The organism is Deltaproteobacteria bacterium, assembly GCA_016208165.1.
GTDB lineage: Bacteria > Desulfobacterota > Desulfarculia > JACQYL01 > JACQYL01 > JACQYL01.
Genome location: JACQYL010000062.1, coordinates 1 through 17,804 on the forward strand (window position 1 = coordinate 1; position 17,804 = coordinate 17,804).

Sequence of the window (17,804 nt, forward strand, 5' to 3'; positions counted from 1 at the left end):
TTTTACGGCGGAACCAGACACAGCTTCACCAATGCCGGGGCCGACGCGTTCGGAATGGAAGCATTGAAATACGACCCTAAGGCGGATCGCCGATCATGGGGGCACATGAAGCAGTTTTTCGAAGAGATTTTCGAAACGCCGTGAAACGGGGTGATTGAATTCCGGGAGCATCGTTCCTCTTACCCTCGTGCTTTGACTTTTCGTGCAGGCGGTTACCTGAAAAAATAGGGTATTCGCCTGATTCCTTTAACGGAAGATCCATGAGAACATTCGTATACTGCCCATGATCGAAAGTTCCCTTTCCGGTAAAGGAGGAGTGATTACCGATGATATGCGGCACGATGAGGCACGGGATCGGAAAAGCGGACATCTGTGAAAGCGTCGGCGTCGGCTCTGCGCATGCGTCTTTCAGCGATGGTTCGGATACGGGAAAAAGGATGTTCGAAGTGGGAGCGGCCCTTCTGGCCGCCCTCTCGCCTTACCAACGATCGAAAACCCTTTTGCCCGCCGCCAGCGAAGAGCGAACGCACTGGGACTACCGGCCGGGTCAAAGGATCGGTCTTCCACTCAAAGAAATGGAGAGCAGCCAGCAGAAGCGGGCGCTCTCGCTGCTCGCAAGCGGCATGAGCCGCGACGGCTACCGGAAAGCGCTCGCCATCATGAGTCACGAGAAGCTGCTGGGTGAAGTGGAAGGCGCAACTGGTTATCATGTCCGTGACCCCGATCTGTACTTCGTAGTTTTCTTCGGAGAGCCTTCCCTTGAATCCCCCTGGGCATGGAGGATGGAAGGCCACCATGTCTCGGTGAACTTTTTCGTCATGAACACCGGAGAGATCGCTCCCACACCGAATTTCCTGGGAGCGAATCCGGCACGGGTCTTCAATGGTCCGCTCGCGGGCCTGCGAATACTCGCGGCTGAAGAAGACCTGGCCCGCGGACTGGTCAATTCCTTTGAGGGGAATCTTCGTGCACGGGCCCTGGTGGATACCGAAGCTCCGGCGGACATCATCACGGAATGGAAACCCCGAGTGAAACCGGATCTGCCCATAGGATTACCCCTGGCAGAGATGACCGCAGATCAACGGGAATCACTCATGAACCTGGTGTGGCTGTACGTCACCCGATTGCCGGAGGATGTCGCGGATGTTCAGATGAACCGCATCGAAAAGGAAGGGCGCGGCCTCATTCATTTTGCATGGGCCGGATCCACCGCCCCCGGTGAGCCACACTATTACAGAATGCATGGCCCCCGTTTCCTTGTGGAATATGACAATACGCAAAATCACGCCAACCACATTCACACGGTGTGGCGGGATCTCACCAACGATTGGGGCGACGATCTGCTGGAAACTCATTACGCTCGTTCTCACGTTACGAACTGACTATATGTATCCGTCTACGGGATGCTTGGAGAATCCCAGTCGAGAGGAGTTCTTCAAGCATCTCATCCGAATTTTCAGGATGGCGGCCGGACAGGGAGATCAGATCCGAGGAGTTCATCTATGTCGGAATTCACGATAAAGCGTCTTACTGAGGATTCGGTGGAACTCCGATTGGTCGGTCCGGTGAAAGAGGCGCGGGCGGTGCGCGACTTCGCGGAGAAGAACGGATTCGTCTCCGGGGTGCGCGTCATAGACAAGGATTGACTCAGATCCAACTTGCCGCGTTGACCGGGATTCCGCAAAGGCACATTTCGGAGATGGAGAACGGCAAGCGCTCCATCGGCAAAGCGCGCGCCAGAACCCTGGGGAAGGCATTGAACCTGAGTTATCGGGTGTTGTTGTAGCTCACTCCCCCGCATACTGCACCACCGCGTCCTCCAGTACACGCCGGCGAAAATACCGGCTCAGGTCCTCCGGCGTGCGAAGATCGACTTTTCTCCCACCAAGCAAGACTGAAAGTTCGCGTTCCATGCGAGCTATTCCGAAAAGGCCGGGTGTGTGATCCGGTTCGAACTCGACCAGCAGATCGATGTCGCTGTCGTTTCGGAAATCGGATCGAAGCGCCGAGCCGAAGACGGCCAGCCGCCGAATATGATGCTCTCGGCAAAACGAGGCGATCGGTTCTTTGGGGATGTAAAAATCAGTCTTCATTGATTGTGCCGGCTGATCAACTTCTTTCCTATTCCGTTGTGATGAAACGGCGCTCTGCTTCAGGAGCATCAATAATTTCCAGAATAGCATAAATAGTATTTCGTCGCAAAATCGCTAAAATATCTGTTAACGCACGGTGCGCTATCCCATCATTAAAGAGAGGAGGGCAGCCTCTTGTCTTTCATGCTCGGACAGCCGGTCAACCGAGCCGTCCGTTCACCGACTCGCCGTCGTGCGGGCCTTCTCCCCCCCTGTAAACTCGGGGTCCACGGCAGCGGTCGAGGGAGAAGAACCCTCATCCCGGCCGTCTCTCAGAGGGAGAAGGAGTCCGATCCCGGACTCTCGGGCGGACGGATTCGGTTGTTCGACACGGGCGCCCCCTCGTTTAATAGTTCAGCTGGTCGAAGGATGCGGTGAGGGCGACGAACGCGTCGATATCGAGGGATTCGGCCCGGACGCGTCCGTCGATGCCGGCCTGATCGAGGGCTCTCGCGATCCTGTCGGGGTGGGGTGATAGATACGGGCTGTTCATCAGGGCGTTCTTGATCATTTTTCTGCGGCTGCTGAAGGCGCCTTTTACTACGTGTTTGAACAGGGGCTCGTTGCCGCTTCTGCTCGGGTGGGGCCGGCGGAAATCCAGCTGAATCACGGTCGAGTAGACCTTGGGTTTAGGGTAAAAGGCCTCCGGTGGAATGGTCAACAGGCGTTTCGGCGTGGCATGGTATTGCATGAGCACGCTCAGTACGCCATAGGACTTGGTATTGGGATCGGCCAGCACGCGATCCGCCACCTCCTGCTGCACCATTAATGTGGCGTTACGGATCAGAGGTGCGGATTCGATCAGTTTGTACAGAATGGGAGCGGACAGATTATAGGGTATGTTCCCCATCAGGATCAGCCCCTCGGAATCCGACGCAAGAAGGTCCTGCAGATTCAGTTTCAGGAAATCCTTTTGAACCAGGGACAGATTGGACACCCGGGACAGGCGATCTTCGAGGTATTGAATCAGGTCCCGGTCGATCTCGACGGCGGTAACGAAGCGGACCCGCTCACAGAGGCAGGCGGTGAGGGCGCCCTTTCCGGGTCCGATCTCGATGACATGGTCTTCCGGTCCGACGCCACTGCGATCGACAATGGAGCGTATGATACTTCCATCCCTGAGGAAGTGCTGGCCCCACCGTTTCCGTGGCCTGTGCAGCATGGCGGGCGCCGGTTTGCATGGGTCTGTCGACGTCATTTCAGTCCCGTTCAAGGAGTTTCCAGAGAGCCGGAGTCGAAACCGGAATCCTGCGCCTCCCGCGGGATGACGGAGGCTGAAAAGGTTTTGGAAGGGGGGACCCGTGAATGATCCGCATCAAAGGCGCCCCACGGCGCCCCGCGAAGGCATACGCGAATAGGCGTCCATGTCCAGGTCGGAACGTACGCCCCGGCTCAGGAGATGAAATCCCATGGCCGCAACGCCCGCGGCGTTGTCCGTGCACAGTTTCATCTCGGGGATGAACAACCGGATTCCGGCTTCCCGCGTGGCGGTTTGGATCTTCTGTCGAAGACGGCTGTTTGCGGCTACGCCGCCGGCCAGGACCAGGGACCCGGTTCGGTTCATCTCAGCCGCGCGGAGGGATTTGCCCACCAGAACATCCACCACCGCTTCCTGAAACGAGGCCACGAGGTCCGCGGTGCGGCGATCCGCATCCGGACCGTCCAGGGGATGTTTGTTGAGATGAGTGATGACCGCCGTCTTGAGCCCGCTGAAACTGAAGTCCAGGCTGTCCGCGTCCATCATGGCCCTGGGAAAGGCGATGGCCTCCGGGTCGCCCCCCCGGGCCATATGATCGATAATGATGCCGCCCGGGTAGCCCAGACCGAGCAATTTAGCCGTCTTATCAAAAGCTTCGCCCGCGGCGTCGTCCCGGGTCTGGCGCAACAGCATAAAATCGAGGTAGTCCTTGACCAGATACAGGTTGGTGTGCCCGCCGGATACGACCAGGGCCGTAAAAGGGAATGACGGCGGTTCGTTCGAAAGAAAGTTCACGATGACATGCGCTTCTAGTTGTTACTCCGGGCCCCTGGGTGACGGCGATGCCGTGCAGGTCTCTCAGTTCGACTCCCGCCCGTTCCAGAGCCCGATCCAACACGGGCACGATGGCCTTTATGTGGGCCCGGGACGCCAGTTCAGGAACCACGCCGCCGTAAGCGGAGTGGATCTCGTCCTGGCTTGAAACCACGCCGGACAGGACGCGTCCGCCGTCTTCCACCACGGCCGCCGCCGTTTCGTCACATGACGTTTCTATACCCAGTATCAACATAGGCTTTCAGGTCCGAGGAGCGGGAAGGTCAGCGTTTCCCTTGAACGAATTCTTCCGCTTCCAGTACGTCTAATTTGCTTCCGATGTAGATCGGCACCCGCTGGTGAATGCTTTGGGGCTCGAAGTCCAACAATCGGCCTTCCCCGGTGCTGGCGTAACCACCGGCCTGTTCCACTACAAAGGCCAATGGAGCGCATTCGTACAGATATCTCAGCTTTCCGAAGGCCTTTTTGGGGTCTTTCGTGTCCGAAGGGTACATGAAAATACCGCCCTTGAGGAGATTCCGGTGAAAATCGGCCACCAAAGAGCCAACGTACCGGGAAGAGTAGGCTTTTCCTATAGCGTTCTTGGTTCCCTTGAGATAATCGATGTACCCGCGAACGCCTTCGCTCCAATAATTCCAATTCCCTTCATTCACGCTGTATACCTTTGCCCGTTCGGGTGTCTGGATGTTCGGATGCGAGAGGAAGAATTCGCCCACACTGGGGTCCAACGTGAATCCGTTCGCTCCGTTGCCCGTGGTATAGACCAGCATGGTGCTGGAACCGTAAAGAAAGTAGCCGGCGGCCACCTGTTCGTTTCCCCTCTGGAGAAAGTCACTGGTCAGCGGAGCGTTACCATCAGAGCACTTCCGGATCACGGAGAAGATGGTCCCGATGCTGATGTTCACATCGATGTTGGACGAGCCGTCCAACGGATCGAACAAAAGGAGATAATCGCCCGTATCGAAGCGTTCTGGAATCTCCATGATGTCCGCCACTTCCTCGGAGGCCATGCCGCATAGGACGCCGCACCGTTCCAAACGCCTGCAAATCAGGTTGTTGGCGAATTGATCGAGTTTTTGAACTTCTTCACCCTGTATGTTTACGTCGCCCGTGTAACCCATGGATTCGGCGAGTCCGGCCTGATTGACTTCGCGGGAGATGATCTTGGCGGCTACGACAAGTTCATTGATCAGTTTGGTGAAAGCGCCTCTGGCTTCCGGTTTGAGTTTTTCCTGCTCGTGAATGTGTTGCGTTAGTGTCATTCCCCTCTGTGCGGGCATGGCCTGTCCTCCTTTCGTCCTCAAGGTTCCCACGAGAAATTTCGCGGGTGGGATTATTCCAATAATAATCATCCTATCACAACAGGCGCACTTAAAAAAGAGGTCCTTCAGGGGAGGCGGAGCCGTGTTTTGCAGACGGATTCGAACCGTTTCTCATCCGGGGCCGCTGGAACGCACCCGAAACCCGAGGGCCGCCCGGACTCGCTTCGGGTGTTTTTGCTTGACTCAACCTCACAACTTCTAGTAATTAAAAGAAAAATAAAAAATCGAGCCGGAGTTCGGCTCGAAATATTGGGAGTGTCTCGAAGCTCATGGGTAGCATTGCCGCTAATTTTCTATTTGCCCTCGCCAAAGTGCTCGATACCGTGCTCTTTCTCTATATGATCATCGTCATAGCGCGTGCGGTTATTTCCTGGGTGAATCCGGACCCGTACAACCCCATTGTGCGCTTTCTCCATGCGGCCACGGAACCGGTGTTGTATCGCATACGAAGATGGCTGCCGTTCAATTTGGGAGTGATCGATATTTCTCCCATCATTGTGTTTTTGATCATCATATTCCTTCAACATTTTGTAGTTTCCTCGCTTATGGCTCTGGCCGTTCAGATGGGGCAAGGGCCGGTGATTCAGTGAGCAGAGTGGGGAGGACACGATGAGAGACATCACTCCTGAAGTGGTCCGAAGTCATAGATTCAGGACGCGATTCCGCGGCTTCGACGTGAAAGAAGTGCGGACCCTCGTTGAAGAGGTCTGTGACGAAATGGACCGATTGTTCGTGGAGAACAGGGACCTGCACACCCAATGGGCGGAGAAGAATAAGAAACTGGAAGAGATTTCGGAGCACAATCGGAAGCTGAATGCGACTCTGTCCGAAATGAGGGAGACCGCCAAGTCCGTGGAGGAACGAGCCCAAAACCACGCGGACCTCATCATTTCCAAAGCCGAGCTTACCGCAGAAAAAATACTGAACAATGCGCACATGCGAGTGGCCCAGCTCCACGACGATCTGGCGGAACTCAAGAGGCAGAGAACCCATTTCGAGGTGAAGTTGAGATCGTTTATAGAGGCGCACCTCAAATTTCTGGATATGGAGAAAGAGAGTCATCGCCAGGCCGACGAACTGGACGGCAAGCTCCGGTTCTTGAATAAAGGATAGTGGGGCGCCGGGTGTGGAAAACGACAGAGCCGTTTCGCGAGAGGAGATGGGCGAATGTCCGATAAGCAGCTGGATGCCAGGTTGAAGTCGCTCGACGACGTCGTTGTTTCGCAGGTATATCTGGTGGAGGCGATGTTGTTGTTGCTGGAGGAAAAAGGGATCCTGACCACCAAAGAAGTAACGGAAAAGGTAGAAGAAATAAAGAAGAAGCGCTCGGCGTGAATCCGGTGCGCGACCGGATGCCTGCCGTTTGTCCGCCTAGCCGATTCCCCGGAGGGCGTTCGGAGATGGAAAGAGAAGGAACATTTTTTCCAAGGGCCCTGTCCGCACGATCCCGCGGTGGGTGAGCGCCTCCAATAGAAGGACGGACCGAGAACCGGGATCCCCGGAATGTCGGCCCGCCTGCAGCCGGTATGAAGCAAGACCCATCCTCATGTCTGTCCCCATCTCCGGAAGGAACTTCGGTCAAGCTAGTGGTCCATCCGAAGAGTTCGCGAAACTCGATCGACTCCATTCAAGGGAACGCACTGAAGATACATATTACGGCTCCGCCGGTCGAGGGTGCGGCCAATGAAGCCGTCGTTTCATTTCTTGCCAAGACCTGGCGTATTCCCAAGAAGGACGTGAGCCTCGTCCAGGGACTCAAATCCAGGCACAAAGTGATCTTTCTACCCTATGATTTGGACCGGGTCGTGGAACTGATCGAAAAGGCCCTGGACACCCCGCATCGCGGCAAGAGATGATGGCATCCGACACACTCGGCCGTGCGTGTCGGGATAGGCTCTCTCCGTTCGCCAATGCAACCTTCGCGCCGGTGACGCACCATCTCCTCCCGGAGGAGCGCCGGGACGAGGGCATGTCATGCTGCCATTCGGTATCGTATAAGGTATGCCGATGATCGAGGCCTTCCTCGCCGGCGCTCTACTCCTCAAGCCGCGCCCTCATACTGTGCGTCTCATGGCTCCCCGCTTTCGACGCGGCTTACGCGCCACCAATAGGCTCTTCGGCGCGGCGACGCTCGTCATCCTGCTGCTTGCGACCGCCTTTGCGGATTCCGGTCCGTACGTCTCCCTGGAGACACCTCATTTCAAGATCAGATACACTCTCCCTGACCGTAAGACCGCTTTGTACCTGCAAAAGAGGGTCGAACGGGTCGCCACCGAGGTGACTGAAAAAACGGGACTTACGCCGCCCGAGATGACGACCGTGTTGCTGGCTCCGGATTTGGGCGGTTTTCGCGATGCGGTTCCAGGTGAGAGCGCTGTTCCGTATTGGGCCGACGGACTTGCGGTCCCATCCTTGGATCTCATCGTGCTCAAGTCTCCAAAAATACTGCCCAACTCGGACCCTCTCGAGATCTTCATCCATGAATACGTTCATATCCTACTATCATATCATTCCGGAGGAGACGAGATACCAACCTGGCTCAACGAAGGTCTGGCCATGTACCTGTCCGGCGAGTGGGGCTGGTCGCGTTCGATCTATATGACACGAGCGGTGTTGTCGGGCAAAGTGATGCCCCTCCAGGAACTGGAGAGGGGCTTTCCGTCGGACGTCGAGAGAGCTCGAACCGCCTACGCGGAGAGCTACTATGTCATCGCGTTCTTGAGAGAAAACTTCGGAGTGAAAGGGCTGCACGTGTTCATCCGTTTCTATCAGAAGGGTTTCGGTTTTGGAAACGCACTTCACCGGGCCACTGGCCTGCGTTTCGAAGAACTGGAAAACAGGTGGGAACGCTTCCTCAAGTTGAGATTTTCCGTTCTTCCGCTTCTGACCAGTGGCGGCACCCTCTGGTTCGTCATGGCCCTGCTTTTTCTGCTGGCGTATCGAAGAAAACGAAGACGCGCCCGCGCCCTTCTCGATGAGTGGGATAGGGAGGAGATGATGGAGAGGAGGGAATAGCGTTTTCCTGAATCCTGCCCGTCCGCCGAACGTTTCTTCCCCCGGAATTAGGCTGATGAGAGCGCTGTTCAGGCCTTATTCATACAGCAGGCGGTAAGATGGGTAGAACTCTTCTTCTGAGAACGGGACGTTGGTGTACCTGCTCTTGGCGATGGCGCAGTTGATGTTCAGAGCGCACCTGTTGATGCAAACGGCGTCTTGCTGGTCGAAATCTCCGAAACAGTTCAGCCTTCCTTCCATTTCATCTTCCGTAAGAAGCGGCAACATCTTTCTCCTTTTCTCTTTCTAATGACAACTTTTCCGACATCTGTGCATGAATGCGGCCATTGCTGGCCATCGTCCGTCCACCCAAGAGGTCCACGGGATTGCCGTGGAAATCGCTGACCCTTCCGCCGGCCTCTTCCACCAGAAGAATCCCGGCGGCAATATCCCACGGTTTCAACAACTGTTCCCAGAACCCATCGAGCGCACCTGACGCCACGTAGGCGAGATCAAGCGCCGCCGATCCGGCTCTCCGTATGCCTTGACTCGACGAGAGCATGTTCTCGAAACGCCGGATGACCTCGGAGCGGACCGATTCCAGGTCGTAAGGAAAACCGGTGGCAATCAAGGACTTGCGAAGATCGGATGCTTCACTCACGCGGATGCGCCTGTTGTTGAGATAGGCTCCGCAGCCCCTCTCGGCCCAAAAGAACTCATTCAGCATGGGATTATATATCACACCTATATCAATTACATCTTCTTTGAGATGCGCGATGGACACGCATACAAAGGGAAACCGGTGGGCGAAATTGGTGGTCCCGTCCAACGGGTCTATCATCCAAAGATCGTCGCCCCTCTCCTCGGAGAGACCTTCCTCTTCGGCGAGAATCGAATGATCGGGGAATGCGCCACGGATCTCCGCCACGATGATGCGCTGGGATTCCAGATCCGTTTCCGTGACCAGATCCACAGCGCCCTTGAATTGCACGTCATGAACCCGACCCCAGCTCTTCCGTATGCAATCACCGCCTTTTTGAGCGGCCCGACGGGCTACGTCGAGAGCAGAGTTCATAGTGTGCGGGCGCCTCTGTTTTGAAATCTCCGTCGCTTGTTCCCGTGCAAGTGGAACCGCGATCCGGTAGTGACACGTGAAGCCCTCAATGGGAGGGTGTTATTCGTCTTTCCGTTTTGCATCGGTTATTCCATGGAACCACTTAACCATACGTTTTGATGAATTTTCGGAAAGATCGGTCGTATGTACGCTCCACCTCGGGTGGAAACGCGCAAGCGGGAAGCTCTTGATGGGAGAGATGATACTCCAGACATTGGCAGCAGAGACCATGCCGGGGGCAACCGGAATACGTGCAATTGCATTTCGTCAGGTTGGAAGTTCTGCTGGGACATTGTTCGCTGATCTTTTTAAGATCGGCCATGCTTCACTCCTTGCTGGTTTGGTCGGATTGATAGCCCATTTGAGGGGGGCTGTCAACCTCACTAGGCGCTTCGCCGGGAGCCCCGCTCACCATGTCGCCGGCGCGACCTCGCGCCGGAAAGAAGAAGCCCGTCTTGACAGGGTTACGCTTTTGAAGTAGGTTTGAAGTCGTTCATAGAAATACCAACTGTTTCAATCAGTTGCCCGTGATCCCACTGCACGACTGGAGAAACGTTCATGTTGAAACCCGTGTTTGCGAAAGCCAGGGACATCCCGGACGTATGGTTTCGACTGGTGCGCGCCGCCGTTCTCGAGGGCCGCGAGTATCAGGTGACCAAAGGCAGCACCCCCACCAAGCGGTGGGAGTTGGACTTCGTGTCGGCCCACATTCTCTATCCCGGAACACGGCCGTTAGAGCCCGAGATTCCGGTGGGAATCTGCATTCCAAACCCGGTCGAGCCGGGCTATATTGAACAGTACCTGCCCTATTACATGACGGATGTGGCTCAGCCGGGAGAGCATTACACTTATGGAGAAGATCTGAGCTGGCAGATAGAATGGGTGATCAATTACTACCGGGAGCACGGGCCGGGAACCAAGCATTGTTACATGACCGTGGGGCGTCCCGAGAGCCTGTATTTCTATGATACGACCGTAGACGCCGTGGAAACCATAGACGTTCAGGGCCGCGCCGACGGAAAGCGCATCCGGCGTCGCGAGATCGGAAACGCATTCAACAAGAAACAGCCGGGGACCACCCAGTGTCTGAGAGGGGTGGATACGGCCATCAAATACGGCAAGCTTCACTTCAGCATACATTTCAGAAGCTGGAATCTATGGAACGGACTTCCGGCCAACTTGGGCTGTCTTCAGATGGTGAAAGAATACATGGCGTCGCAGATCGGAGTTGAAGACGGCGAGATGTTCATCACCTGTCTGAAATTGGGGCTGGCGGAATCCTACTTCGATATTGCAAAGCTGCGGCTGTATCTCGAGTCAAGGGAGGGTGAACGCGACTGATGACTTCCATCGGCATGCGCCCTGAATGGGACGAATATTTTATGGTCATTGCGAAGATCGTAAGCACGCGATCGACGTGCAACTCCCGTCCCACAGGGGCCGTGGTGGTCCGGGACAAGCATATCCTGACTACGGGGTACAACGGTTCGATGCCCGGAGCGCCCCATTGCAGCGACGAACCTCCGGTCAATGGGAGACCTTTCTGTTATCGGCGGCACATGAACATAGGAGAATACGACAAATACAATTACTGCCGATCCTCGCACGCCGAGGCCAATGCCATTGCCCAGGCGGCCCGCTTCGGCATTTCCCTCGAAGGGGCCACCCTCTATACCACTCTGGCGCCGTGTTATGTCTGCCTGAAACTGGTCGCCGGAGCCCGAATCAGGGCCGTATTTTTTGAATATGCCTACGAATCCTCGGATCCCGAAAGGGACGAGTTCTGGAAGACGGCCGCAAGAGAAGCCAAATTGGAGACGTTCAAACAGCTACAGGTCAGCGACGAGGCGATTGCACGGGTCATCTCGAGCCTCGTATTCCCGACGTCCCGCCGCATGTTGGCTTCCACACTTCCCGACCTGCCTTGCTCCCCCTAACCCCCTAATTGGATGAATGCGGGGCTGCGCCGCCGGTCGCTTGGACGGCGCCCGGAGACGCAAACCATCGGTAAAATCCGACCGTCTGAGGGGTTCCTCCGCCAACGGACAGGACGCCGGACCCCTGCTCGGGATCGGGAAACGTGCATTCCAGCCGGCTGTCGCCACTGATGGAATCCACATTGACGCCGTCCGTTTTATCCGTATCGAAGAACACCTCGAAGGCGCGCGCATCCGATGAAAGGATGGCAACGACGGCCGTATCGTAAGTCTGGGTGTACAGGCTCATGCCGGCGGCCGCATCTCCGGGCGGCGCATTCTTGAAAATGCCCTGATAAACGTCCGCCGGCGCGTAGGCGAACCAGCGATACAGATTGAAATTCCGTACGGATTGTCCCGCGAGGGAGAGCGCCGCCGTACCTTGGCTCTCGTCGATGAAGGTGACGGTGAGGTGGTGACCCTGACTGCCGATATCGTCGACGTCCACTCCGTTGGAGAGGTCCGGATCCAGAAATGCATAGGCGGTTATGCCGTCCGGAGAGACGATGACCAGTATCGAGCCGGCTAGGTAGGTCTGAACGTAGAAATTCATCAACTCCGAAGATCCCGGCATGGGACCGTCTTTCCATATGCCGTCGGGAATTCCGGCGGGAGGGTTCGGGCCCGTGCTTGCCTGCCAGGCGTTCAGGAACACGTTCCCGTACACGATGCTGTTGATGGTCTGTTTGGTTTCGGTATAGAGGAGTGCGTCGTCCTCGAAGAACGGATCCCGGATTCCGGTACGGAACAGTTGCGCCGCCCAATCGAGGTAATGTGGCGTTTCGGTAAGCAGATAGGCATAAGCCAAGGCGTCGGCGCCCAGAAGGAGCCAGTTGTTGATGGAAGGTTCGCTGTTGTCGGCCCGGCCGTCGAACCACCACATATACGGGTAGGCGGCGCGTTCGCCACTACTGATGGAGGTGAGGGGCAGCCACGGGTACTGGTGCAGCCAATCGGCGAATTCCCGAAAGCTGTTTCCGGCGCTGTAGGTATCCGGCAGCCCGAACTCGGATCGCATGTCCAGGTAGGTCGCCAAGGCGCGAAGGTACATGTTGAGCAACCATGGACGCATCTCTTCAGCCTCGCCTGTAATCCCATTGATATAGGGTTGCGAGGCCGACCGGGCCCAATCGACCAGAGCGTCCGCAACGGCCAGATACCTCGAATCGGCTGTTGCCCGATAAGCGGCAACGGCAATGACCAGGCTGTTGGCCGCCAGCCGTTCGCCCGCGGCGTACAAACCTCCCATTAGAGCGTAGCCTTCGCCGCTGCAGTCGGGAAATGCGGAACAGAGTTCACTGTCGTTTCGAAGACGGTACTCCACGCAATCGCTCAATTCCAGGGCGGATTCCAGCGCCTTTTCATAGCCGGTCAGATAGTAGGCGGTCAGCATACCCGGAACACCATAGGCCGTGTCCGTGGATCCGCTGTTCCTGTTCCGGTGGGGGTTGAGGAAACCGGGTTCGTCGTGCTCGCTATGACCGAAAGCAATGCCGTCTCCCCAGTGGCGCGGGGAATGGAGGTTGTGGAGGATGTCGATGTCGGCGAAATGCCGGTCCGCGGCTTCAGCCAGACGGAACCATCTTGCGTCGCCGGAACGGGCCCACTGAATCCACATGCCCAAGTCGTAGTCGTATTTGCAGTTCAGCGGGGCGACTTCGTAACCTTCGTAGTCTATGGGCCAGTCGCCGTAATCGAAGATGCCGTAAAAGTCCGATTGTTCGATGGCGTCGGTTAAGTTCCGGAAATAATGGGACCAATTATCGTCGTGGTCGGGAGAAGTATCCAACTGGTAATCGATGTATTGCTCATGGTCGGGCCAGTCGGCGCCGTTGGGCAGGGCGGTGCGACCGAATCCGCCGCTGTCCACGTACCATTTGGCGGGTGCAAGAGCAAAAAGGGGCTCCAACGCGGCGGGCGCTCCCGACGATCCGAAGGCCAGCCAGAGTTCGTGCGTCTTATGCTCTCCGGCCCGCAAATTGAACGAGTACCCCGAGCCTCCGAACTCGTCAGGGAAAAGACCCAATTCCAGGGTTCCATCCGGGGCGGCGCGCAGGGCTTTGGGAAAGTTGCGCCAGAAATCCCGGACGCCGATGGCGCAGGAACCGCCGCTCCCGGTGACGCTCAACCATCCTGCGGCCTGATCGCCGTTGTTCACCAGAGAACCGCCGGACGTTATACGGTAACCTTTGAAGCTGACATAGGACTGCATTCGAGGTCGTGTGTCCAGAGGGTTCGCGTCCCAATCCGTCATCGTGGGATAACGATTCCAGGAATCCGTGCCGCTGGAGTCCTGATACAGCAGGACGTTCCCAACGAGGTTTCCGGAGACCGGATCTCCCTGTCCGCCCGCCTGATAAGTCAGGCCGGTACCCAGGCTTGCAGGGAAAACGAGTGAGAGATCCTCCAGATCTATGCTTCCGCCGGATCCAATATCAAAACAGGTGAGTTGCTCGTATTCTCCCAGAGGACAGAGGTTGTTGTTTTCCACCGTGTGAAACAGGCGGACCTTGGATTGCCCGGCGTAAAACCAGTAGCGGTTCGTGTATTCCATCAGGGCCTGGCCGGTCGAATCCCGGTACGCGCCCCGGACGTGAACGGACGCGCGCATAGGCCCTTGCAGCACCACCGAAACAGTGACGGGTCCGGTTAACGTATCACTCAGGTCGCTGCCGGCCTTGAGACGCCCGTACATAGGCGACGCCAGTCCGGGCGCGCTTAACCCGCCGTGAGACTTGCTGATACGGAACTCAGCGGCTCCGGTGTTTACCGTGACGGTGTCCGCACCATCGGTAACCGTCAGCGAGGCGGATGGGGAAGGGCCGGGACCGCCCTGTTGCAGCGAATACACGGTTGTACCGGAAGCGGGGATGGATGCCTGGAAATCCAGAAGGACCCATCGGATCGGCTGTGAGGTTTGGGTTGGGGCGCCCCCCCATCGGGCCAGGGGCGTAAATTGCGCAGGTATCGGAACGCCGGTCGAATCCAGCAACCGAAGACCCGATGAGTCCACAACGTTCAGGCGCCGCGGGAGGGGTATGCCCGAGGTGATCGGCTCCATGGTGAGGCTATAAGTGTGAGGGTTCCGTATCTGGAGGGAAACGTTCAGCGCGGCTTGCGACTCGCTTGGCGGCATGCCGGCAAAGAGCAGGTTGAGTCCAACAAAGACCGTTAAGCACGTTTTTACCATGTTGCACCTCCGGCGGAAGTTGGAAACCGGTTGTTTCCTATCCTTGCTTTTATCCGTAAGTTGCTTTGGCGGTCGAATCATCTGATCACGCCCTGGATGAGAAAAGTGGGTAACGGGAATTGGAACATGTGGAACGGCGAGGCGGTTACGTTTTGTCTCTCTTATAACTATGGGCTCAATCCGTGTGACGGGTCAACAAAAAGATCTGTAATCAGTCCGATCCAAATGCGGGGAAGATCCTGGGAAGGGGTCTGGGACGGTTCGTAGCGGTGTGAGGATGAGAAGCTATGATCGAAGCGGAGATTTCAGGGTGCAAGTAACGCCCGGCGCTGACCTATTCCGGGTTCGTGAGGGAGGAGGCGAGGGGCCCGCTTCAGCCCCTCGCGTCGGAAAATGATGCTCGCTCAGAACTCGTTGAAATCCTCTTCCAAGGGGATGACCTCTTCAGGCTTGACTTCTCGAGCCTGAGTCGCAGCTACGGCTTTGCTCTTGCCCTTTTGGGGTGGCACGTGAGCCTCTTTACTTGTTCGTGACCGAGCGGAACGCGGTCCTGATGAACGAGTCGCCGCTGTATGCTTGGCCGAGCCTCCAATGATGGCGACCAGGTCCGCAACAAATCGCTTCATTCGCTCGGCTTGTCCCTTCATCTCCTCGGAGGTGGACGAAGACTCTTCAGCGTTGGCGGCGTTTTGCTGAGTGACTTTATCCATTTCCGCCACGGCTTTGCTGAGCTGGTCGATCCCCATGGCCTGCTCGCGGGAAGCAGCGGATATCTCGCTGACCAGATCGCCTACTTTCGAGGCGCTTCCAGCCACTTGTGCGAAAGCATTGCTGGTCTTGGCTACAAGGTCCGAACCTTCTTTTACTTTCTTAACCGTTCCCTCGATGAGGTCGGCGGTGTTTCTTGCCGCCTCGGCAGCCCGCATGGCCAGGTTTCGGACTTCGTCAGCCACGACCGCGAAGCCGGCTCCGGCCTCTCCGGCCCGGGCCGCCTCGACCGCGGCGTTCAGAGCCAGGAGATTGGTCTGAAAAGCGATCTCGTCAATAGTTTTAATGATTTTCGAGGTTTGTTCACTGGCCTTTCTAATCTCAGCCATGGAAGAGGTCAACTCCGTCATGGACTCGTTGGCCTGTACTACGACCTGGTTGGCCTCTTTCATAAGACTGTCCGCCTGACTTGCGTTCTCCGCGTTCTGTTTGGTCATGGAGGACATCTCTTCGAGGGAGGAAGACGTTTCTTCGATGGATGCCGCTTGCTCGGAGGACCCTTCAGCCAACGATTGGCTCGAAGAAGCGACCTGATTGGAGGCCGAGGCTACCTGTTCCGCGCTATCATTGAGTCCTTGCGCGACACGGTGGAGGGGTCGTGCGATGCCTCGAGCCAACAGCCACAGGAGAATCGTTGCCGCCACGGCGCATGCAACTCCTATCAGAATCATGCTCCACATGTCGCGTATGGCGACCGTCATCTGATTATCCGCTTCCGCAGTGATTCTGGTGGTAGGAATGCTGATACTGACGCTCCAAGGAGTGGTTGTCGCACCTATCCGCACGGGTACGAACGTATCGATCCAGTCATCCCCTTTCTCGGTGACGATCTTCCCTTCTCGAATACCGGGCAAATGCTGTTCCCGGTCTTTGAATGCTTCCTTCATGTGTTTTCCGGCCAGGCCGGGTTTTCTGGTATAGGCGCCCAGGGTCCCATTGTTGCTTATAATTGCGATTTCCGCCGTACCGCCGTATAATTCCTTGGTGTTGTCCACGATTTGCTGGAGAAATTCCAGCTTGAGGTCGATGCCGGCAATTCCATAAAAGACGTCCTTGACCACCACAGGAACCACCAGCGAAGTGATCAGAGTATCCTTTCCTTGTACGGGATAGATGTAAGGGTCGATGATGGCTTCCTTCTTGGTCTTTTTGGGAACCTGATAATAGTCTCCAGGACCCTCTTTTTCGTAGTCCACGAGAGGCTCCACCGCAATCTTGCCCTCCTGGTTTCTGCACCAATAAGGAATGAACCTGCCTGTCGCATCGTGGCCTTTCGCATTGACGTTTCCACTATCCAACCCGTCAAAGGCGTTTGGCTCCCAGAGCGTGTACGTACCCACAAATTGAGGATTTCGGTCCAAAACGATTTTAAGAATGCTGTTTACCTCTTCGCGATCCAGCTCCACAGGGCTCTCTTTGTCCTTAATGCCGGACAGGGCCTGCGCCAATGTGCGCGCACTGTCCAAAGCAATCTCGACTTTCGCTTTGATCTCACCGGCGATGTTTTCGGCGATTTCCGTGGCGCGTGTTTCAGCGGATTGAATGGCCCTCTCGCGGGCCGAACGAGCCACGTCCATCAACGTGTATGTTGAATATATAACGATGATCGCCGCCGTGGCGATCAGACAAGCACCGGACCAGACCGCGATTTTCTGCTGAACAGTCTTCAGCCGCATGCTGCTCTCCTTCCCTGACTTGAAGTTTGGATGACGGGACGCGCCATCGTTTGATGGCCGACATCCTTCAAAACATCATTTGTGCGCCTTCAGAGAGCGGCTCTCTCGTCTCTTCCGTCGAAGGACGCTGAATTTCCCACACGTTCACTGTTTGATTCTCATCGGCCGGAGCAGCAACGCTGTTTTCTCCGGTTTCTCCGTTATGACCTCATCTAACGGCATGAAGAAGCTCATCGAGTCCTTCTCCCGCAGGAAAGAGGTCTTTTGTCGATTTTTTTTTCGCAGGGTGGTCCGAAAGGACCATCTTGAAACGGGGATACTTCCTCGGAGAACTATCCGACCGCTTTGTTTCCTGTTCGCTCCGGTTCCCCATGGAGGCTCGTTTCATCGTGTTTCTAGCCTGATACGGCGCTGTCCGTTCGATATTCCTCGAAATTCACGTCGCTGCGGGATGGCTTATCAGAGTATGGCCGATTGAAAAAGGACCCGCCCCGCAAGCGGCGACTTCTCCGGGTTCAGGGATCTTACGCTTTTTAACTAATCGGCCGGCAATCCCATTTTCTTTAGATCCGTTTCCAATGAATCCGTCTCAGGTTCCAT

The 17,804-nt window shown here is 56.3% G+C and carries 19 protein-coding genes and 1 pseudogene; 11 read left to right on the forward strand and 9 right to left on the reverse strand.

All coding sequences use genetic code 11. From position 1 onward, the window contains the following. The 4 genes from HY788_13435 to HY788_13450 all read left to right on the forward strand — a co-directional run. Window positions 1-144 (forward strand): dienelactone hydrolase family protein (locus HY788_13435; GenBank protein ID MBI4775153.1); only part of this gene is annotated, 144 nt, incomplete at its 5' end. A gap of 182 nt (window positions 145-326) precedes the next feature. Next, on the forward strand, window positions 327-1,382 hold the full coding sequence (locus HY788_13440; protein ID MBI4775154.1) for a DUF3500 domain-containing protein: 1,056 nt from the start codon (window positions 327-329) through the stop codon (window positions 1,380-1,382). A gap of 120 nt (window positions 1,383-1,502) precedes the next feature. Then, window positions 1,503-1,646 carry a hypothetical protein gene (locus HY788_13445; protein ID MBI4775155.1) on the forward strand — a complete coding sequence of 48 codons (144 nt, stop codon included), beginning with the start codon at window positions 1,503-1,505 and terminating at the stop codon, window positions 1,644-1,646. Further along, window positions 1,610-1,786 carry a helix-turn-helix transcriptional regulator gene (locus HY788_13450; protein ID MBI4775156.1) on the forward strand — a complete coding sequence of 59 codons (177 nt, stop codon included), beginning with the start codon at window positions 1,610-1,612 and terminating at the stop codon, window positions 1,784-1,786. The genes HY788_13445 and HY788_13450 overlap by 37 nt, the downstream gene beginning before the upstream one ends. Window position 1,787: 1 nt before the next feature. On the opposite strand, the gene HY788_13455 is transcribed toward HY788_13450, so the two are convergent. From HY788_13455 to fbp, 4 genes and pseudogenes are all read right to left on the reverse strand, one after another. Beyond that, window positions 1,788-2,093, reverse strand: coding sequence for a nucleotidyltransferase family protein (locus tag HY788_13455; GenBank protein MBI4775157.1), 306 nt, complete (start codon window positions 2,091-2,093; stop codon window positions 1,788-1,790). 385 nt (window positions 2,094-2,478) lie between these two features. Further along, entirely contained in the window at window positions 2,479-3,330 is an 852-nt protein-coding gene (gene rsmA / locus HY788_13460) for a ribosomal RNA small subunit methyltransferase A (protein ID MBI4775158.1), read from the reverse strand. A 117-nt stretch (window positions 3,331-3,447) separates the two neighbouring features. After that, window positions 3,448-4,399 (reverse strand): annotated as a pseudogene (locus HY788_13465) (tRNA (adenosine(37)-N6)-threonylcarbamoyltransferase complex transferase subunit TsaD). A gap of 28 nt (window positions 4,400-4,427) precedes the next feature. Continuing rightward, window positions 4,428-5,444 (reverse strand): class 1 fructose-bisphosphatase, encoded by a 1,017-nt coding sequence (fbp, locus tag HY788_13470; GenBank protein MBI4775159.1) that lies wholly within the window; start codon window positions 5,442-5,444, stop codon window positions 4,428-4,430. A gap of 311 nt (window positions 5,445-5,755) precedes the next feature. Here fbp and HY788_13475 point away from each other — a divergent pair, with 311 nt between their 5' ends. The 5 genes from HY788_13475 to HY788_13495 all read left to right on the forward strand — a co-directional run bounded on the left by HY788_13475 (window position 5,756) and on the right by HY788_13495 (window position 8,501). After that, the gene (locus HY788_13475; GenBank protein MBI4775160.1) at window positions 5,756-6,076 is read left to right on the forward strand and encodes a YggT family protein; all 321 of its coding nucleotides are present in this window, start codon (window positions 5,756-5,758) and stop codon (window positions 6,074-6,076) included. Window positions 6,077-6,095: 19 nt separating this feature from the next. After that, window positions 6,096-6,599, forward strand: coding sequence for a DivIVA domain-containing protein (locus HY788_13480; GenBank protein MBI4775161.1), 504 nt, complete (start codon window positions 6,096-6,098; stop codon window positions 6,597-6,599). Window positions 6,600-6,653: 54 nt separating this feature from the next. Further along, window positions 6,654-6,821, forward strand: coding sequence for a hypothetical protein (locus HY788_13485; protein ID MBI4775162.1), 168 nt, complete (start codon window positions 6,654-6,656; stop codon window positions 6,819-6,821). A 251-nt stretch (window positions 6,822-7,072) separates the two neighbouring features. Next, a complete protein-coding gene (locus HY788_13490) occupies window positions 7,073-7,342 on the forward strand; it encodes a YggU family protein (protein ID MBI4775163.1) in 270 nt (89 codons plus the stop codon). Window positions 7,343-7,493: 151 nt separating this feature from the next. Continuing rightward, window positions 7,494-8,501 (forward strand): hypothetical protein, encoded by a 1,008-nt coding sequence (locus HY788_13495; protein ID MBI4775164.1) that lies wholly within the window; start codon window positions 7,494-7,496, stop codon window positions 8,499-8,501. Between the two features lie 75 nt (window positions 8,502-8,576). On the opposite strand, the gene HY788_13500 is transcribed toward HY788_13495, so the two are convergent. The 3 genes from HY788_13500 to HY788_13510 form a co-directional block, all read right to left on the reverse strand. After that, window positions 8,577-8,741 (reverse strand): hypothetical protein, encoded by a 165-nt coding sequence (locus HY788_13500; protein MBI4775165.1) that lies wholly within the window; start codon window positions 8,739-8,741, stop codon window positions 8,577-8,579. 1 nt (window position 8,742) lies between these two features. Continuing rightward, window positions 8,743-9,555 (reverse strand): inositol monophosphatase, encoded by an 813-nt coding sequence (locus tag HY788_13505; protein MBI4775166.1) that lies wholly within the window; start codon window positions 9,553-9,555, stop codon window positions 8,743-8,745. A 142-nt stretch (window positions 9,556-9,697) separates the two neighbouring features. Next, window positions 9,698-9,916 (reverse strand): hypothetical protein, encoded by a 219-nt coding sequence (locus HY788_13510; protein ID MBI4775167.1) that lies wholly within the window; start codon window positions 9,914-9,916, stop codon window positions 9,698-9,700. Between the two features lie 236 nt (window positions 9,917-10,152). On the opposite strand from HY788_13510, the gene HY788_13515 reads away from it, so the two are divergent. Together HY788_13515 and HY788_13520 are read left to right on the forward strand one after the other, a co-directional pair. After that, window positions 10,153-10,935 (forward strand): thymidylate synthase, encoded by a 783-nt coding sequence (locus tag HY788_13515; GenBank protein MBI4775168.1) that lies wholly within the window; start codon window positions 10,153-10,155, stop codon window positions 10,933-10,935. Window positions 10,936-10,949: 14 nt separating this feature from the next. Beyond that, window positions 10,950-11,531 carry a dCMP deaminase family protein gene (locus tag HY788_13520; protein ID MBI4775169.1) on the forward strand — a complete coding sequence of 194 codons (582 nt, stop codon included), beginning with the start codon at window positions 10,950-10,952 and terminating at the stop codon, window positions 11,529-11,531. A 4-nt stretch (window positions 11,532-11,535) separates the two neighbouring features. Here HY788_13520 and HY788_13525 read toward each other — a convergent pair whose 3' ends face one another. Both HY788_13525 and HY788_13530 read right to left on the reverse strand, forming a co-directional pair. Next, complete coding sequence (locus tag HY788_13525) at window positions 11,536-14,760, reverse strand: hypothetical protein (protein MBI4775170.1); 3,225 nt, start codon at window positions 14,758-14,760, stop codon at window positions 11,536-11,538. A 404-nt stretch (window positions 14,761-15,164) separates the two neighbouring features. After that, complete coding sequence (locus HY788_13530; protein ID MBI4775171.1) at window positions 15,165-17,204, reverse strand: methyl-accepting chemotaxis protein; 2,040 nt, start codon at window positions 17,202-17,204, stop codon at window positions 15,165-15,167. Between the last annotated feature and the right edge of the window lie 600 nt (window positions 17,205-17,804).

Coding starts and splice junctions, on each gene's coding strand:
- HY788_13440 (MBI4775154.1), top strand. CDS start 327: ATGATATGCGGCACGATGAGGCACGGGATCGGAAAAGCGGACATCTGT.
- HY788_13520 (MBI4775169.1), top strand. CDS start 10,950: ATGCGCCCTGAATGGGACGAATATTTTATGGTCATTGCGAAGATCGTA.
- HY788_13510 (MBI4775167.1), bottom strand. CDS start 9,916: ATGGCCGATCTTAAAAAGATCAGCGAACAATGTCCCAGCAGAACTTCC.
- HY788_13445 (MBI4775155.1), top strand. CDS start 1,503: ATGTCGGAATTCACGATAAAGCGTCTTACTGAGGATTCGGTGGAACTC.
- fbp (MBI4775159.1), bottom strand. CDS start 5,444: ATGCCCGCACAGAGGGGAATGACACTAACGCAACACATTCACGAGCAG.
- HY788_13485 (MBI4775162.1), top strand. CDS start 6,654: ATGTCCGATAAGCAGCTGGATGCCAGGTTGAAGTCGCTCGACGACGTC.
- HY788_13495 (MBI4775164.1), top strand. CDS start 7,494: ATGATCGAGGCCTTCCTCGCCGGCGCTCTACTCCTCAAGCCGCGCCCT.
- HY788_13500 (MBI4775165.1), bottom strand. CDS start 8,741: ATGGAAGGAAGGCTGAACTGTTTCGGAGATTTCGACCAGCAAGACGCC.
- HY788_13480 (MBI4775161.1), top strand. CDS start 6,096: ATGAGAGACATCACTCCTGAAGTGGTCCGAAGTCATAGATTCAGGACG.
- HY788_13505 (MBI4775166.1), bottom strand. CDS start 9,555: ATGAACTCTGCTCTCGACGTAGCCCGTCGGGCCGCTCAAAAAGGCGGT.
- HY788_13515 (MBI4775168.1), top strand. CDS start 10,153: ATGTTGAAACCCGTGTTTGCGAAAGCCAGGGACATCCCGGACGTATGG.
- HY788_13530 (MBI4775171.1), bottom strand. CDS start 17,204: ATGCGGCTGAAGACTGTTCAGCAGAAAATCGCGGTCTGGTCCGGTGCT.
- rsmA (MBI4775158.1), bottom strand. CDS start 3,330: ATGACGTCGACAGACCCATGCAAACCGGCGCCCGCCATGCTGCACAGG.
- HY788_13475 (MBI4775160.1), top strand. CDS start 5,756: ATGGGTAGCATTGCCGCTAATTTTCTATTTGCCCTCGCCAAAGTGCTC.
- HY788_13455 (MBI4775157.1), bottom strand. CDS start 2,093: ATGAAGACTGATTTTTACATCCCCAAAGAACCGATCGCCTCGTTTTGC.
- HY788_13525 (MBI4775170.1), bottom strand. CDS start 14,760: ATGGTAAAAACGTGCTTAACGGTCTTTGTTGGACTCAACCTGCTCTTT.